The sequence below is a fragment of the Dysosmobacter acutus genome, from assembly GCF_018919205.1.
Taxonomy (GTDB): Bacteria; Bacillota; Clostridia; order Oscillospirales; family Oscillospiraceae; genus Oscillibacter; species Oscillibacter acutus.
Genome location: NZ_JAHLQN010000001.1, coordinates 2,879,583 through 2,894,778, shown reverse-complemented (window position 1 = coordinate 2,894,778; position 15,196 = coordinate 2,879,583). Strand labels below are relative to the sequence as shown.

The window sequence follows — 15,196 nt, the reverse complement described above, 5'->3', positions numbered from 1 at the left end:
TTTGCCGGCAGTCTCTTTTTTGCCCTCAGTGCCTTTCAGCGCGCGTCACTGCGGGATGGCGCCTGATCCGCACCATGCGGGCCAGGTACAGGATCAGTAGCACCCCCCAGGAAAAGGCCTCGGCGTAGGCGATGATCCTGCTGCCGAAATACGCTGCCAGAGCATAGGAGGCGGCAATGCGGGCGGTCAGCGACACAATGCCCGCCACGCTGGAGTAGAGCACATCCCCAAGCCCCTCCAGAAAGCCGCGGACCGCGGTCGCAAGGCCGAAGACCACATAGAAGCAGGCGATGTGCAGGAAGAAGTCCCGCCCGATTTCCGTGGCCTCCGGGCCCACGCCGAACATGGCGATCAGATATCCTCCCGTGGAATGACCAGGGCGGTCATCCCAAGGGACACAATGGTCATCAGCCCCGTGCCCACGGAAAGAATGCTCCGGGTCCGCTGCGCCTCTCCCGCGCCATGGTTTTGGGCCACAATGGTGGAGATGCCGGACCCAAGGTTGATGATGGGCAGCAGGATGATGGTGTCCACCCGATACGCCGTGGTGATCGCCGCCACGGTCTGGGTTCCAAAGCCGTTCATAAAGTTCTGGAGCAGCAGACTGCCGAAGGCGCTGACGCTGGACTGGATCATGGGAGGAACACCCAGGCGGACGCCCTGTACCAACGCCTCGCGGTCCAGCGCTTTCCGGCTGAAGCGAAAGCGCAGCAGCGGCTGCTTTTTTACGCTGTAAACCACAAGGAAGGCAGTCATCGCCGCCTGGGAGAGCACCGTTGCGGCAGCGGCCCCGCCGACGCCACAGCGCAAAAGCGCCACAAGCAGAATGTCCAGGACCACATTGACCACGGAGGAGAAGACAATGGCAAGAAAAGGGGCCCGGCTGTCCCCAATGCCCCGCAGCGCCGCAGAATATACGTTGTAAACCGCAAGAAAGGGGATGCCTGACAGGATGATGCGCAGATAGGATTCCGCCAGGGCCACTGTGTCCCGGGTGGTGTGCATCAGCCGCAGCAGTGAGCCGGACGTTCCGATACCCACGGCCGCCAGTATCAGGAAGATGGAGCCAAGGAGCAGGGAGAAGGTGGAGAGCACCCTGGGGATGAACTCCGTCTGCCCGCTGCCGAATACCTGGGCAAACACAATGGAGAGGCCCAGGGCAAAGCCGGTGATGGTCATCAGATAGAAGTTGACCACCGTGCCGGTGGCTCCGATGGCGGCCAGAGCCAGCTCACCCTCCACATTGCCCACGATAAACGCATCCGCCCAGTTGTAAAGCTGCTGCAGGATACCGCTGAGGATGAGCGGAAGGCTGAATTGTATCAGCGTCCGGGCAATGGCGCCGGACTGGCCGGGGCGGATGTTCTCTGATTTTTGCATGGCGTCACCTCAAGTCATTGGCGTGTTCCGACAGCCGGGAAAAGGCGGGGCATAATAAACTACCGTATGCAAGAACAGCCTTGCATACGGTAGGTGCTCACCCGATAGATTTTACTTTACGGGTCACAGTATAGCAATAGTTGGACGGAAAGTCAAGGCAATCAGGTGATGGCGCCCCCGTCCACATGGAGGACCGAGCCGGTGATATAGCTGGCCATGTCGCTGGCCAGAAACAGGTAGGCGTTGGCCACCTCTTCCGGCTCGCCCATGCGGCCCAGGGGGATGGAGGGCAGCAACCGGTCCACCATGGCCTGGGGGAGGTTTGACACCATGTCCGTCCGGGTGACGCCGGGCGCCACGGCGTTGACGCGGATGTGGTGGGGTCCTAACTCTCTTGCAAGGGAACGGGTCAGACCGTTGATGGCGTACTTGGATGTGGGATATCCGCAGCCGGCGCTCTGACCGTTGCGGGTGACCATGGAGCTGGCGTTGAGAATCACGCCGCCGCCCTGCTGGCGCATATAGGCGGCCGCCACCTTGGAGCAGTTGAATACAGCGGTCACATTCAGGCTGATGATCCGCTCAAAGTCCTCGGACTTGTAGTCAAAAATGCTCTCCCGGGCAGAGATTCCGGCGTTGTTGACCAGAATGTCGATCCTGCCGAACCGGTCCTTGACCTGGCGAAAGGCTTCCTCCACGGAGGATAGATCGGATAAGTCCGGATACAGGCCCATGACAGGCGCGTTGGGATATTTCTCTGCAAGCTTTTGCAGGGCCTTGTCCACCGACTCCCGGCGGGAGGCAAACAGTGCAACGGACGCGCCGTTTGCCAGATAGTTTTCCACCACCGCGTATCCGATTCCACGGCTGCCGCCGGTGACAATAGCCACTTTTCCATGCAACACGGAAAGACCTCCTCGTTCTTTTGTGATTTGCCTGTTTTTAATATGCCCATCTTAGCAAGAGAACATGCGCCTGTCAATATAGACGCAAATGTGATCAAAAGCGCCGCACAGTTCCCTCTTTGCAGCGCGGGAAAAAAGTAGTATACTACCTTCAAAAAGGAGGGATCGGCAGTGCGGATGCAGGGCGCGATTTTTGACTGGAACAGCACGTTTTTGGACGATGGGGGCGCGGTTCGCCCGTCGGTACGGGAGTTTTTGACCCTGATGAAGTTAGAGGATGTGTGGATGTACCTGATTACGGACCAGCGCCTTGAGACGGTGCGGCGGCTGGATGAGCTGGACCTGTCGGATTACTTCCGGGGGATCGTGGCCGGCGATGAGGCCGAGGGAGACAGCGGAGAGCTGTGCTGGAAGGCGGCCAGAAGGATGAAGCTGCCGAAGTCCATGCTGGCGGTTTTCTCCGGGGACCCGGAGGTCCTGCGCTCCGCTAAAGCGGCAAAATTCCGGACAGTTGGGATTTTGGGCCGGGCCGCGGAAGAGGAGGTGCGCTCCGCTGCCGATGAGGTGATGGAGGACTTCTCCTCCATGGTGCGGCGGTGAATGAAAGTCAAAAGGGAGCAGTGCGCGTACAGCGCACTGCTCCCTTTTTCGCCGCGTGGCCGGGTCTGCGCGCTCCTGGCAGCGGTGTGCGCCGCCGTCGCTTGCTCTCGTCGCGCCGCCATTGGATGTGGGGGCGCGGTTGCGGCGCTCCTCGGGACGGGGGACGCTGGGATTCCGCCGCCTGCGGGCGGCGGGGCTCCGGCTGTGCCGCTTGGCGCACCTTTGGGCGTTCTTTGCATAGAATGGTGTATCCAACAGGAGTGTGTTGTTATATGGCTTATTCAGATCGTGAATTATTGGCGCGTCTGATTGAATGCGAGGCGGGAGGAGAGGGCGATAACGGGATGAAGGCGGTGGCGGGCGTGGTGATGAACCGGGTGAACGCCACTGGCGGAGAGTATGCCCGCATTGGGCAGGGCAGCATCCGCAATATCATTTTTCAACCGGGACAATTTGTCTGTGCCAGCGAGACGGAAGGCGGGGCGTATAACCCGCAGAATATCTACAATATGCGCCCGCAGCAGATACACTATGACATTGCTGATTGGGCCATTGCGGGAAACCGTCTGCCGGATGTGGCGGAGTCCCTGTGGTTTTACAATCCATTCTCCTCCAAATGCCGCTCCCAGTTCCCCTCCAATGTGGGATATTGGCAGACGCGCATCGGCGACCATTGCTTTTACAATCCGACAAACGCTTACTACAAGACTTAAGAGGTGTCATTATGTATATGAATTCCAACAGCGCCCCGGGCTATTCCAATGTGGGAACCGGGAGTTGGGCCCAGGAGATGCGCCGGCTGGAGAATGCCGGGCAAAATGTGGTTCCTTTTACAGCCGGAACCCCGCTTCCCCGCACGGACGCGTCCATGCCAATGAGCACCGGAACAGAGTCCGGAATGGCAAACCTGGAGACCGGCGCCGGGACTACCGGCAATACGCTTCAAATGAGAAACAACCTGCCCGCAGATGTTGTTGAGGCGCCGGTCTCAAGAGAAGAGGTTTACAAGGGCTCCCTGAAGGCGATGCTGGCCCAAAATAAGGGCAACTATATTGTGGCTACGTTTTTGGTGGGGACCCAGAATATGGTGTCCTGGGAGGGCATCCTCTACGATGTGGGCAATGACTACGTCACCATCTATCAGGAGCCCCGGGACCGTTACATCGTCAGCGACATCTACTCACTGAAATTTATGGAGTTTTATGACACGCAGCGGCGGGACGCCTGCAACGAAATTCTGCAGCGAAACGGATGGAGACAGTCCTGATCCGCAGCAGGCAAAACAGCGCGGGGATTGCCCCGCGCTGTTTTTTTGAGTACCGGGGCATTCGGATTGCAGAAAGAAAAGAACTGTGCTACGATAACCGGAGAGATTCAGGCGGCCGGAGAGAAATCGCACCGCCGCACCATATTCTGAATAAGGAAGTGAATGACGATGGAGTTTGCAGAACTGGTGAAAGAGCGCTACTCCCTGCGGAAGTTCAGCTCCCGCCCCGTCGAGCAGGAGAAGTTAGACTTGCTGCTGGAGGCGGCGCAGGCTTCTCCCACGGCGAAGAACCTACAGCCTCAGCGCATCTTCGTCCTGCGCAGCCGGTCGGCGATAGAAAAGGTGAACCAGTGCACGCCCTGTCACTTTGGGGCGCCGGTCATTCTGGCGGTGGGCTATGATGCGTCCGCGGCCTGGGTGCGCAGCGATGGAAAAAACCACGGGGAAATTGACGCGGCCATCACGACGGCCCATATCATGCTTCAGGCCGCCGCCCTGGGCTTGGGCACCACCTATGTGGGGATGTTCGACCCGGTGGAACTGGAGCGGGAGCTTCCGCAGCTCCAGGGGGTGAAGGTCATTGCCCTGCTGCCGGTGGGCTACGCGGCGGAGGGGGCGCATCCGGCCCATCTGCACAGCCAGCGAAATCCACTGGAGGACATGGTTACGTACCTATGATGAGAGAAGATCAGAGGCGGCCCATGCGGGCCGCCTCTGATCTTTATGGCGCGGTGGGATAGAGAAGTCCTCCGATGGAGATGGAGCCGTAAAAATTCCGCAGCTCTCCGTCCACCAGGATCTGGACGCTGTCCACGGAGTCCAGGGAGCAGAGGGAGTTGACCAGTGCGGCCACGGTGAGGGCCTGCTGGTCCGGCGACTGCGTATTGTCCGTCAGCAGGGCAGAGGGCAGGTTTAAATAGCAGATGCCCTCTTCCAGCCAGACAGACAGCACGGAGAAGTTCTCCGGCAGAGCAGAGGTGAGCCCCTTGCCATGAGGCCCGGACACCAATGCGTTGGCGAGGGCCAGGGCCTGGGTGTCGCCCTCATAGAGCTCCAGGGTGCGCTGCTCCGGGACAAGGCCGCCGGCGCTGTCTAAGAAGTACAGCGAAACATCAAGGGTCCGAATGACATCCGCAGTGCTGGAGAGCAGCACGTCGTGGGCGGTGAAGTTTTGGCTGTTGCGATAGGCCAGGGGCTGACCCTCCACGGTGATGGAGACCACGGTGATTTCCGGCAGCTGAGTCAGCGTCAGCGTGATGCAGTAATCCGCGATGGTCAGGGCAATGCCGGAGAGGGCACCGTAGGAGGCGGACAGGTCCACGTGGGCGTGCTGCCCGCTGATGGTCAGGTCCAAAAGCTTTGTGCCGGAGGGAATGGGGCTTCGCAGGGTGGTGGTGTTCGGCCCGTCCAGCAGCACGGTGAGAAGCGCTTCCGCCATCTCACGGGTGGGAAGGGGATCGATCTGAGTCACGGGAATGGTTTCAGCGCTGATTGCGTCCCCGCCCTGCACCATCTCAAGGTCCTTCACGGCGTAGTAGAGCTGATAGACATCCTCGTCGGAGGATTGGGACTGCCTGACCGCATAGGCGCAGCCGGAGGTCAGCAGTACCAAAGAGCACAAAAGACATGTCAGCAGGCTTTTCATTCGCTTTGCCCCCCTTCCCCGGCGGCGGGCCAGCGGACGGTGAACACCGTCCCGCCGCCCGAACGGTTGGCCGCGGTGATGGAGCCGCCCCGCCTGCGCACCGTGTCGCTGACAATGGCCAGTCCCAGGCCGGTGCCGCCGGCCGCCCGGGACCGGGCCTTGTCCACCCGGTAGAAGCGTTCAAAAATCCGGGGCAGGTCCTCCTCCGGGATGCCGATGCCGTTGTCCTCCACCGCCAAGACCACCTGCTCCGCCTCTTTTCCCAGCCGCAGCTGGACCCAGCCGCCTTCGCCGCTGTATTTGACGGCGTTGTCCAGCAGGTTGTAAATCACCTGATGGATTTCATCCCGGGTGGAGAGGACGAAACAGGGGAAGTCGGGAGCCTGATAGGTCAGGCTGATGTTCTTTTCCGTGGCCACCAGCTCCATCATCCGCACCACCTGCCGCACCACCGGCAGCAGCTCCACCTCCACGGCGGGGGCCAGCAGGTCGCCGTCCAGGCGGGTCAGCTGCAAAAGGTCCTCGGTGATGCGGCTGAGGCGCTCCGCCTCCCGTTCGATGTCGGCCACGAACTCCCGGGTGGTGTCCGGGTCAATGTTTTCCGTCTGCAGGATGGAGTCGGACAGCAGCCGGATGGCCGCAAGGGGCGTCTTCAGTTCGTGGGAGGCGTCGGAGACAAACCTCCGCCGGGCCGTCTCCGTGGTCTGGAGCCGGTCGGTGAGGCTGTTGAACTCTGTGGCGATCTGGGCGATCTCATCGTGGCCGTGGATCTCGGCCCGGTGGCTGTAGGCGCCCTCCCGGACCTTCCGGATGGCGGAGAGCAGATCGCTGATCTGGCGGGTCAGGGCCCGGGACAAGATGGCCGAGAGAGCCAGCACCAACAGCCCCACCACCATGGAGAGGCTGCGCAGGTTGCTCTGGAAGCCCCGCAGGAGGCTGGCCTGCGCCGTGTCGTACTCATAGGCGTAGACCGAACCGATGATCTGGTTCTGATAGAGCACAGGGGAGGAGGCCCGGCTGCGGAAGGCATCGTCGCTGAAGCTGCAATAAAAGGTGTCATTGCCGTCCAGAGCCTGGACAATCTCCGTGTAAAGGGCATAGGAACCCACGGCACCGCCGGTTTCCCGGGTGTCGTAGAGGACCTTGCCTTTGGCGTCGGTGACCAGGATGCGGGAGATTCCCGTCTCCTCCACCACCGTCATGGCCGCGGTCACGTTTTCCTCGGTCAGCCGGTCCAGACCGCTGAGGGCCGAGACCATCACCGTCACGTTGTTTTGCAGCGTGCTCTGTTTGGACTGGAACACCAGGTTTTCCGAGACGATCAGAGGATAGGTGTTCAGCAGGATCAGCACGGCGATGATGACAAGAATGTAGGACAGGCCGAACTTGTACTGTAAGCTATGCCTTGAAATAGTAGCCAACTCCCCACTTGGTCAGAATGTGCTCCGGCTCCGCAGGTACCTTCTCAAGCTTTTCCCGGAGCCTGCGGATGTGGACGTCCACCGTCCGGTAGTCTCCGGCATAGGAGTAGCCCCACACCACGTTCATCAGGTTTTCCCGGCTGTAGACCCGGCGGGGGTTGCGCATCAGCAGCTCGATGAGGTCGTACTCCTTGGCGGTGAGGTCCACGGTCCGGCCCTCCCGGACGGCCACCCGCTGCTCCGTATCCAGCGTGATGTCCCCAACGGTCAGCGTGCCGCCGCCGGCGCGCTGGACGCCGGTGCTGCGCCGCAGCAGGGCCCTGACCCGGGCCTTCAGCTCCAGAATGTTGAAGGGCTTGGTGATATAGTCGTCGGCGCCGCACTCAAAGCCGATGATCTTGTCTGTATCCTCACTTTTGGCGGTGAGCATGATGACGGGCACGTTGGAGAACTCCCGGATGCGCATGCAGGCCTCCAGGCCGTCCACCTCCGGCATCATCACGTCCAGGATGATGAGGTCGAACCGGCCGTCCCGGGCCAGCTCCACCGCCGCCGCGCCGTCGTAAGCGCACTCCACCTCATACCCTTCGTTCTCCAGGTTGAATTTCATCCCCTTGACCAGGAGCTTTTCGTCGTCCACGACCAGTATCCGCAAGGTCTTGTCCTCCTTTTTCCAGTTAAGCCGCCTCAGGGCGCTTTTCGCATCGGGAAGAAGGCCCCTTCTTCCAGCTTGTCTGCACGGTGATCTGCTCTTTGATGTCCGCGAATGTGGCCTCGCCGATGCCGCTGACGTTCATAATCTCCTCAATGGACTGGAACGGGCCGTGCTCCTCCCGGTAGCTGATGATCCGCCGGGCAATGACTTCCCCAATGCCGGGCAGGAGCATCAGCTCATCCAGGCCTCCGGTGTTGAGGTTGATGGGCTGGACCTGAGGCGCGGTGGGCTCCGGCGCTGCGTGGGCGGTGGTAATGGTGTAGGTCATCGCGTCACGGCCGCCCTGATCGCGGCTGTACATGGCGGTCAGTATCAGAACAAAGGAGACGGTGACGGCCAGCAGGGCCCAGTCGGTTTTTGTCATCTGTAAATTCCTTCTCACAGTTGAACTCAAGAAAATTATTTGATATACTACTATAAAGTCGAAACATGGGGCAGAGTGTCGTCCCCGCTCTGCCGCGGCAGATTCATCTGGATTTCAGCATAATAGCCGCTTTGCAGCTATTATAGCATAGATTATGGGAGTGTACCATGAAAATGAAACGGTTCCTGTCTGTTTTTTTCATACTGGCCCTAATGCTGAGCCTGGTGGCCATACCCTTTGCCGCGCCCGCGGAGGAAGGGGACGCCGTCCCGGTGATGGAGGTCGCGGCCAAGGCCGCGCTGCTGGTGGACGGGGACACGGGGGAGGTCCTCTATGCCAAAAATGAGCACGATGAGCTCTACCCGGCCAGCATCACCAAGGTGATGACGGCCCTGCTGGTGCTGGAGGCGGTGGACAGCGGAAAGCTCTCCATGGACGAGCAGATCACCGTAACCGCCTCCGCTCTTGAGGGGCTGGCGGACGACGGCAGCTCCGCCAACATCAAAGAGGGGGAGATCATGACCGTGGAGAACCTCCTCTACTGCATGCTGGTGGTTTCGGCCAACGAGGCCTGCAACATCTTGGGCGAGCGGGTCAGCGGCAGTGTGGAGGCGTTTGTGGAGCGAATGAACCAGCGCGGAGAGGAGCTTGGTTGTACCAACACCCACTTTGTCAACGCCACGGGCCTTCACGACGCCAAGCACTACACCTCCGCCTGGGATATCTATCTCATCACAAGGGAGGCCATGGGACATCCGGATTTCATGACCATCTGCAACACCGCCCAGATCACCGTGCCGGCCACCAATCTGTCGGAGGCGCGGGTGCTGCACACCACCAACTATCTGCTGTCCAACTGGCGGGCCATCGGCTACACTTATTCCGCGGCCCGGGGCATCAAGACCGGGTCCACCTCTGACGCCGGCTACTGTCTGGTGTCCTCCGCGGTGGAGGGAAGCCGGTCCCTCATCAGCGTGGTGTTGGGGGCGGAGCGGGTTTCCCTGACCGACGGAAAGACCCAGACCCAGAGCTTTTCCGAGACAAAGCGCCTCTTTGAGTGGGGCTTCAACAACTTCTCACGAAAGACCCTCCTGACCCAGGCCGATATGATCCAGGAGGTGCCTGTGTCGCTGTCCAAGGACGTGAACTATGTGGTGGCCCATCCGGCGTCGGATGTGGAGGCCCTGCTGCCCAACAGCCTGGAGCCGGAGAGCCTGAAGCGGAGGGTGACGCTTTATCAGGATTCGGTGGAGGCGCCGGTGGAGAAGGGCGACGTGTTGGGGGAGGTCACCCTCAGCTATGAGGACCACGATTACGCCACGGTGAAGCTGCTGGCCTATGACAGCATCGAGGCGTCCAAGCTGCTGGTGTTCCAGAAAAACGTCAGGAACTTCTTCTCGAGGACCATCGTCAAGGTGATTTTGGTGATCCTTTTGCTGCTGGTCCTTCTGATGGTGGGCTGGAGGCTGACGGTGGGCCGGCGGCGTTATCGCTACGGCAGAAAAGTGGGCCGGGGCCGCAATTACCGGGGAAGACGGAGATAATAAAAAAGCCGTGGAAGAAATTCCACGGCTTTTTTATTTGGGCAATGGCATTCAGCGGATAAAGCGGAAATAGACGAATAAACCAAGGGGAATCACGATCTGGAGAACCAGGATCAGCGGAATGCCGATGGTGAAGGTCTTGTGCAGCGTCTTGTGGTGAAAGGCCTTCATCCCCATAAGCGCCCCCAAACTGCCGCCTATCGCCGCAAGCAAAAAGAGGGTCTTCTCCGGCACCCGGCGAATGGATTCATGGGTCTTTTTTCGCCTGGCCTTCCATTTGTCCACGCCGAATATCAGAAAGGCGATCAGATTGATCGCAAGCAGGTAGCCGGCCAGCAGCCCCCAGGGGGAGCCAAGGAAGGTGAGAAAGAAATCATTTTGCGCCTCGGGTAAAGGGGCGGTCAAGAAGAAAGCCATGGGAATCCCCCTGTCGTAAAGGAAATTGGCCGGACTTCCGGCCAGTTCAGTTTAGCAGATGCCTCCGCCTTTTGCAAGGGCGCAGACGGCCGTGGGGATTTTTGGCCGCCAGGATAGTGCAGTTATAAAGCTGGGAGTTGGATTCCGGACTACTGCCGCCGGGTGTATCCATGCCGTAGACGGCAGAACAGATGAAGCGTATTATACCCGGGTATCCTGCAATTCCTCCCCAGCTTTTCCGCTCAGTTGTCAGGACCTCCCGCCGTATTTAGGCAGGAGGTCCTGGCATGATGTAAAACTAAGTAAAACGTATTGTATAGGAAGAGTTACCCTCATACGGATCGTTGGAAAAACACGTTGTTGATTATTTTGCACTACCTGCTTTTTTGAAAAGATTTCCACAGACAACTAATAAGATAGCAAGAACAATTACCTGAGCTATACAGACCAAGGCGGCGCTCACCGCTCCGTGATTGATCACATAGGGCATAATGAATACAAACAATGGCAAAGCGTACAAATTATGGATTGCATACGCAAGAGAAAAATCCTCAAGTGCACTGGACTTCATATTGGGATCCACCATTTTGATCAGCAAAACACCGGTGATGAAGTCACCGTGGTTCATTCCGATAGGCCCCATAATCTTTTCCGCCCAGTCTTTTACAAGGAATTTCTTTGCGCCGAACCAAAGGATAAGCGGTGTAAAAAGCAAGCCCAGCACACATGTGACAAGGATGGGGAGCCAGTACTCCATCACAAGTTTTAACGGAATGCTCACAATTGCTGCGACAATAATGAACTCTGTAATGGTGCCGGTGATCTTGCTTTTTGTTTCAGCGTTAAAATGCCGGTCCAGTTTAAGTTTACAAATAATCGGCCAAACAATATACATTACGATCAGCATATAGACCCATGCAGCAAACTCTTTAAATACGGGGACTTGGTATTTTTGAACAAGATCATTGATGATATAGCCAGCGCCCACCACAGGGAGAATCAGAGCAAGGTGGAAAGCAAACGAGTCAATAGAGGCGGAATTTGTGGTCTGCTTTCCGATCCAAGGCTGATCCTCAACGGATTTATACAAACCGACCCGCATTTCTTCAGGAATGGAAGAAGGTTTATCAATATAATTTGTGTATCCTTTGCGGACCGCTATATTAATCAGAATGACGCCCCAGACAATTCCCGCAATGATACCTACAGTGGCAACAGTAATAGTAACACCCCGAGCTGTTTCCCAATAGGGCTGATTAAGGGACTGGAGCATCGAACCGTGCATGGGAGCAATTGAGTGCCCACCGGTAAAACCTTGCGCGAGTTCTGCACCGAATGCAGCGTATGTTGGCCTGCCGGCTGCTGTAAAAGCTGCATTTACTCCAAAGCCGATCGCAAACTGCAGGCAGAAAATTATTGTGATTAAAATTGCAAGCGACCACACATCTCCTTTGCCCCGCAGTGACTTTCGGGAGAGCGATGCCGAGCACATCGGCATCGCCGCCATAATCAGCATAAACAATACAGACGGGATGTTCGAAAGGATGGCGTTGGTCTCCGCTGAGATATTTAAAATTGCATGATTCCCCATTACAGTGGGGCTAAGCAACAAACCGATAAATCCGCCGATCACACAAGCGGGGAGGTAGAAATTTTGAAACAGTTTTACTTTCGCTCGTAAAAATGTGCCAACCAGCAGAAGACCTCCGCAAATGCAGAATGCCTTCAATATCTCTGTCATCAGAGAACCATACTGTGATGTATCCATACATTTCCTCCCAATCCATGTTCAGACTTTCCAACGGCCGTCTGAAAGCAAGTCTTCATACATACGTTTATACATTGCAGGTCTAAAATCCGGTTCGTGGATGGCGGGATTTACCGCAAAAAACGGTGTATCTGTTCCCGCGTCCGCTATACTCAAGTCAACCGCCCCCATGAATATCCCCGGGGTATTGCTGTTAGCCGCATCGAACATTTTGCCAACATATGTGTGGGCTTCACCCCAACCTCTTTCAGTTCTGTGCGGGCCGGTCACATTGGATCCCCCAATGAACCAGCTTGTCCTATCCCGCCCTGCAAGGTTGGCAGATGCAATGAACAGATAGTTGATTCCGGCATATGCGGGAATTGCCGTCCTTGCAGAAACACGCGTACACTCTGAATCAGGACAGGCTGTCACATTAAGGCATAGCCGTGCCCCTTTTGCCCGGTAATATCGGATCAATTCAGGGAAGCAGTAGGTATCATAGCAGATAGATACGCCGACAGGGCCCCACTGCGTGTCGATCATTACAGGATAGTCCCCCCGAACAGCCCAGTTCCCCTCGGAAAAAGGCAGATGCAGTTTGCGATAGGAATCCACTTTTCCATCCGGGTAAAGAATTGCCGCCGAATTGTATATTTTTTTCGCATCATTCAAATCGCGTTCAGGCATTCCAAAAATAATGTATATGCCATACCTTTGAGCGATCTCAGTCAAAACATCCGTTGAAGGACCCGGTATTGTTTCGGCTAACACAGTGTGCATTTTTTCACCCCTGTCGATATGCGCACTGTCATCATCGTAGCCTGAAAGGGCAGTTTCCGGGAAAACAATCATTTCCACACCGTTTTTACCAGCAATATCCGTATATTCAATGATCCGGCTTAAATTTTGCTGTTTATTGCCCCACAGCGCGTTGAAATTTACGACCGCTATATTGATGATGTCCTTACTCATAGTTTCTCCTTATCCGCGGCAATCGCTTATTTGTTCAGGAGTTTCAAAAAATCTGTTTCACTGAAATCAGCTGAGCGCGTTTACAACTGCCATCATATAAACCTTGATAAAGTCCAGATAACCCTGCACGTTCACCCTCTCGTCGGGCCTGCCGCTTCCGCCTTCTCCCCGATCCTCGGCAACACCGAAGTTCGGGATTGGCATTCCGGTGCTTTCCCTGATAAAAGAAGCGTCAGAGCCTCCCGCGCGGCGGAATATCTCAACTGGCTTCCCCATGATTTGTTCATAAGACTTTTGTAAAAGCTGGATAAATGGATCGTCTTCCGGGATATCGAGGTAGGGGCTCATCGAAGAAATCTCAAACTGATAATCGAATTCCGCATCATCTTCCTTCAGTCGATCAAGCGTATCCGTTATCTCCTTTAGAGCGGCATACCGATCTTCACCGGGAACTAAACGGCGATCAATCGTAAAGGTTGCCTGCGCGGGATGCACATTCGCTGCCGTTCCCGCATGCAAAAGATTGATGGACATACAGGGCTGGTCAAAGTTTTCCGGATACACAGTTCCCAGCCGATCGTCTATTTTATAGAGCTCATTGATCGCCACGGCCGCTTTCCGCAAAGCGTTTTTCCCAGGATAGCGAATGCTTGAATGCCGAGGCTCTGAAGTATAGGTACAGGATGCGCGGATGCCGCCGCCATGAGTCACCAGAAGCTTTCCGGCAGAACAGTCCATGCAGATGCCGAAGTCCCCCTGTAACTTATTTTTCTTCAGCAGATACTGTACTCCATGAGTTCCTCCATTTTCTTCGTCCACCATATAACTGAGCAGAACACTGCCTTTAGGATCAAAACCCATTCGCCGCAGGAAAGCAACTGCCATCAAAGCTGCGCAGTCTCCGCTTTTCATATCTGCCGCGCCGCGCCCAAAAAGCCAGCCGTCGGAAATTGTCCCCGCCCATGGGCCGAACGGTCCGGGATCGACTGTATCAGGTGGAAATACATCCATATGGCCGTTAAACACAAACCGCTTGCCGGGCCGCGTTCCCTGCCAGTCCGCCAGCAGGTTCGGGCGCCCTTCCACCTCAGCATCCGTTTCGACGGTTAGTCCGTTCTCTTCCATCCGACGTTTCAAAACCTTGCTGAAAGCGAGCTCGTCTCCGGTGACACTGGGGATCTGAACCGCTTCGACCAGACACGCTATCGCTTCGTCTCGATTTGATTCAACATAATTATCAATAACAGTCGGTGTAAAGTCCATAAAGAAGGTCTCCTCTCTGTTTTAAAAGCCTGCCTGTGTGATCAGGCCGCTGATTTTATCTGCGGTTTGAGCCAACGCACTTTTTTGCGTTGGAGTCAGCTGAGGATCAAGAACCGCCTGAATTCCGCCTGTTCCAAGCTTACAGGGCATTCCCATAGACACATGCTCATATCCAAACTGTTCGGCAAGAACTGTTGAGCAGGGAAAAACCTTTCCGCTGTTTTTAACAATGGCCTCAATATAAGCAGTCATCATTACAGCAGAAGTCCATCCCGTGGTTCTCCCGCTTTCCAGCGCCTGCCACCGGGCAAACCAATTGGCGGTTTCTTCTTCGATTCTTTCATGCTCAGATTCGGTCAGGACAAGCGGGCGCCCATCGTATTCCATCTGATCATAGAGTCTGACCTGGCCATCCCCGTGCTCACCAACACACAGGGCGTCCAATTTATCAAAGTGCTTTCCCGTTACCAACTCAGTCGCCCACTTGAACCGCAGCGTGTCATTTGCACAGAACCCAATAAATTTGCGCTTGTCCCATTTGAGAGAGTCCCATAAAACATAAGTCAGCACATCAATCGGCGCGGCTGAAGTGATTACAACAGCATCTTTTCTGCAGTATTTATCCAGTTGTTCGCAAATGGGAAGAAGCAGGTTGACATTTTTCCTAAGGCTTTCATTTCTGTCTGCAATTTTCCCTTCCGGGACTGCAGCGGCGCACAGGAGGATTTCGCAATCTCCAAGATCTTCATAATGCGCTGGCGTCACCTTGGTCCCACCCAAGGGCAAAAAAGCTTGGGTGAGATCCATTGCATGACTGGTTACCATATTCTCCCGGATATCAATCAATTTGATTTCATCTACAAGATTTTTACAACCGACGCAAAATGCAGTCGTAGAACCCAGCAATCCCGCGCCGCCAATAACACCCATTTTCAAGTTTTTCCACCCCATTA

17 protein-coding genes are annotated in these 15,196 nt (G+C 56.3%); 5 read left to right on the top strand and 12 right to left on the bottom strand.

The genetic code is table 11. The features are described 5' to 3' along the window. Positions 1-25 precede the first annotated feature (25 nt). The 3 genes from KQI82_RS15915 to KQI82_RS14205 all read right to left on the bottom strand — a co-directional run bounded on the left by KQI82_RS15915 (position 26) and on the right by KQI82_RS14205 (position 2,285). Entirely contained in the window at positions 26-346 is a 321-nt protein-coding gene (locus KQI82_RS15915) for an MATE family efflux transporter (RefSeq protein ID WP_338148990.1), read from the bottom strand. A gap of 5 nt (positions 347-351) precedes the next feature. Further along, positions 352-1,380 carry an MATE family efflux transporter gene (locus KQI82_RS14210; RefSeq protein ID WP_338148989.1) on the bottom strand — a complete coding sequence of 343 codons (1,029 nt, stop codon included), beginning with the start codon at positions 1,378-1,380 and terminating at the stop codon, positions 352-354. 161 nt (positions 1,381-1,541) lie between these two features. Next, positions 1,542-2,285, bottom strand: a complete 744-nt coding sequence (locus KQI82_RS14205; RefSeq protein ID WP_216633353.1) for an SDR family NAD(P)-dependent oxidoreductase — start codon at positions 2,283-2,285, stop codon at positions 1,542-1,544. Positions 2,286-2,456: 171 nt separating this feature from the next. Here KQI82_RS14205 and KQI82_RS14200 point away from each other — a divergent pair, with 171 nt between their 5' ends. From KQI82_RS14200 to KQI82_RS14185, 4 genes are all read left to right on the top strand, one after another. Next, positions 2,457-2,885, top strand: a complete 429-nt coding sequence (locus KQI82_RS14200) for an HAD family hydrolase (RefSeq protein ID WP_216633352.1) — start codon at positions 2,457-2,459, stop codon at positions 2,883-2,885. 272 nt (positions 2,886-3,157) lie between these two features. Next, complete coding sequence (locus KQI82_RS14195) at positions 3,158-3,598, top strand: cell wall hydrolase (RefSeq protein WP_216633351.1); 441 nt, start codon at positions 3,158-3,160, stop codon at positions 3,596-3,598. 11 nt (positions 3,599-3,609) lie between these two features. Then, positions 3,610-4,152 (top strand): hypothetical protein, encoded by a 543-nt coding sequence (locus tag KQI82_RS14190; RefSeq protein WP_216633350.1) that lies wholly within the window; start codon positions 3,610-3,612, stop codon positions 4,150-4,152. Positions 4,153-4,320: 168 nt separating this feature from the next. Beyond that, a complete protein-coding gene (locus KQI82_RS14185; protein WP_216633349.1) occupies positions 4,321-4,830 on the top strand; it encodes a nitroreductase family protein in 510 nt (169 codons plus the stop codon). A gap of 43 nt (positions 4,831-4,873) precedes the next feature. Here the strand turns inward: KQI82_RS14185 and KQI82_RS14180 are convergent, their stop codons facing one another. Genes KQI82_RS14180 through KQI82_RS14165 form a run of 4 tightly spaced genes read right to left on the bottom strand, consistent with a single transcriptional unit; the run spans position 4,874 to position 8,297 of the window. Continuing rightward, the gene (locus tag KQI82_RS14180) at positions 4,874-5,797 is read right to left on the bottom strand and encodes a GerMN domain-containing protein (RefSeq protein WP_216633348.1); all 924 of its coding nucleotides are present in this window, start codon (positions 5,795-5,797) and stop codon (positions 4,874-4,876) included. Beyond that, the gene (locus KQI82_RS14175; protein ID WP_241426721.1) at positions 5,794-7,218 is read right to left on the bottom strand and encodes a sensor histidine kinase; all 1,425 of its coding nucleotides are present in this window, start codon (positions 7,216-7,218) and stop codon (positions 5,794-5,796) included. Before KQI82_RS14175 ends, KQI82_RS14180 begins: the two co-directional genes overlap by 4 nt. After that, positions 7,196-7,873: a response regulator transcription factor gene (locus KQI82_RS14170; protein ID WP_216633347.1), complete on the bottom strand. Its 678-nt coding sequence runs from the start codon at positions 7,871-7,873 to the stop codon at positions 7,196-7,198. Before KQI82_RS14170 ends, KQI82_RS14175 begins: the two co-directional genes overlap by 23 nt. 22 nt (positions 7,874-7,895) lie before the next feature. After that, positions 7,896-8,297, bottom strand: coding sequence for a ComEA family DNA-binding protein (locus KQI82_RS14165; protein WP_216633346.1), 402 nt, complete (start codon positions 8,295-8,297; stop codon positions 7,896-7,898). 167 nt (positions 8,298-8,464) lie between these two features. Between KQI82_RS14165 and KQI82_RS14160 the strand changes: the two genes are divergently transcribed. Continuing rightward, complete coding sequence (locus tag KQI82_RS14160; protein ID WP_216633345.1) at positions 8,465-9,841, top strand: D-alanyl-D-alanine carboxypeptidase family protein; 1,377 nt, start codon at positions 8,465-8,467, stop codon at positions 9,839-9,841. A 51-nt stretch (positions 9,842-9,892) separates the two neighbouring features. On the opposite strand, the gene KQI82_RS14155 is transcribed toward KQI82_RS14160, so the two are convergent. From KQI82_RS14155 to KQI82_RS14135, 5 genes are all read right to left on the bottom strand, one after another. Beyond that, positions 9,893-10,258 (bottom strand): DUF1294 domain-containing protein, encoded by a 366-nt coding sequence (locus KQI82_RS14155; RefSeq protein WP_216633344.1) that lies wholly within the window; start codon positions 10,256-10,258, stop codon positions 9,893-9,895. 364 nt (positions 10,259-10,622) lie between these two features. Next, positions 10,623-12,026, bottom strand: coding sequence for a sodium/glutamate symporter (locus tag KQI82_RS14150; RefSeq protein WP_216633343.1), 1,404 nt, complete (start codon positions 12,024-12,026; stop codon positions 10,623-10,625). Between the two features lie 21 nt (positions 12,027-12,047). Beyond that, complete coding sequence (locus tag KQI82_RS14145) at positions 12,048-12,980, bottom strand: carbon-nitrogen hydrolase family protein (protein ID WP_216633342.1); 933 nt, start codon at positions 12,978-12,980, stop codon at positions 12,048-12,050. Positions 12,981-13,046: 66 nt separating this feature from the next. Further along, on the bottom strand, positions 13,047-14,243 hold the full coding sequence (locus tag KQI82_RS14140) for a M20 family metallopeptidase (RefSeq protein WP_216633341.1): 1,197 nt from the start codon (positions 14,241-14,243) through the stop codon (positions 13,047-13,049). Positions 14,244-14,264: 21 nt separating this feature from the next. Next, positions 14,265-15,173 carry a malate dehydrogenase gene (locus tag KQI82_RS14135; RefSeq protein WP_241426889.1) on the bottom strand — a complete coding sequence of 303 codons (909 nt, stop codon included), beginning with the start codon at positions 15,171-15,173 and terminating at the stop codon, positions 14,265-14,267. Positions 15,174-15,196 lie beyond the last annotated feature (23 nt).